Annotated in this window: 1 protein-coding gene; it reads left to right on the top strand. The window is 39.4% G+C overall.

Going from position 1 to position 758, the window contains the following annotated elements:
- Positions 1-150: 150 nt before the first annotated feature.
- Positions 151-615, top strand: coding sequence for an IS200/IS605 family transposase (tnpA, locus tag D8844_RS10300; RefSeq protein WP_000057435.1), 465 nt, complete (start codon positions 151-153; stop codon positions 613-615).
- The last annotated feature ends 143 nt before the right edge of the window (positions 616-758 follow it).

The raw sequence follows: 758 nt of genomic DNA, 5'->3' as shown, positions 1-758 counted from the left end.
TTATGTGACTATTAGTCCGTCTCGCTCCGTAAGGTGCGAGACAAATAAACCACCCGCTATGCGGGTGCGCGACGAAGGTTATACCAAAAAAACTCCAAACGCGATACAATAAAGGTGTTCAAGCCAATTGTAAAGCGAAAGGAGAAAAATATGGCACAAAAGGCACATAGTTTATCACACACAAAGTGGATGTGTAAATATCACATTGTGTTCACCCCTAAGTATAGACGAAAAATCATTTATAATCAATATCGAAGTAGTTTGGGAGAAATATTCCACCGTTTATGTAGTTATAAAGGTGTTGAAATTATCGAGGGTCACTTAATGCCTGATCATGTACATATGTTAGTCAGTATTCCACCAAGGATAAGTGTTTCAAGTTTCATGGGTTATTTAAAAGGCAAAAGTGCACTCATGATGTTTGATAAACACGCCAACCTCAAGTATAAGTTTGGAAATCGGCATTTCTGGGCAGAAGGTTATTATGTAAGTACAGTAGGGCTTAATGAAGCCACAATTAAGAAATATATTCAAGAACAGGAAAAGCATGATATAGCACTAGATAAATTAAGTGTAAAAGAATATGAGGATCCCTTTAGGGATAGTGGTAAGTAATACTAAAGCCTCTTTAAGAGGCAAGTGACGAGTCAAGAGCAATGAGGCTTGAACAACGTGAAAGCCAGCGCCTTTAGGCGCTGGCTGGTGATTTGGGCTTATAGCCCTGGTGCAAACCACCCGTTAGACGGGTGGTTATGATT

The sequence above is a fragment of the Streptococcus oralis genome, assembly GCF_003942875.1.
In the GTDB taxonomy this organism is placed as follows: domain Bacteria; phylum Bacillota; class Bacilli; order Lactobacillales; family Streptococcaceae; genus Streptococcus; species Streptococcus oralis_BX.
Note: the sequence above shows the minus strand (reverse complement) of the source record. Positions and strands in the feature narration are given on the sequence as shown.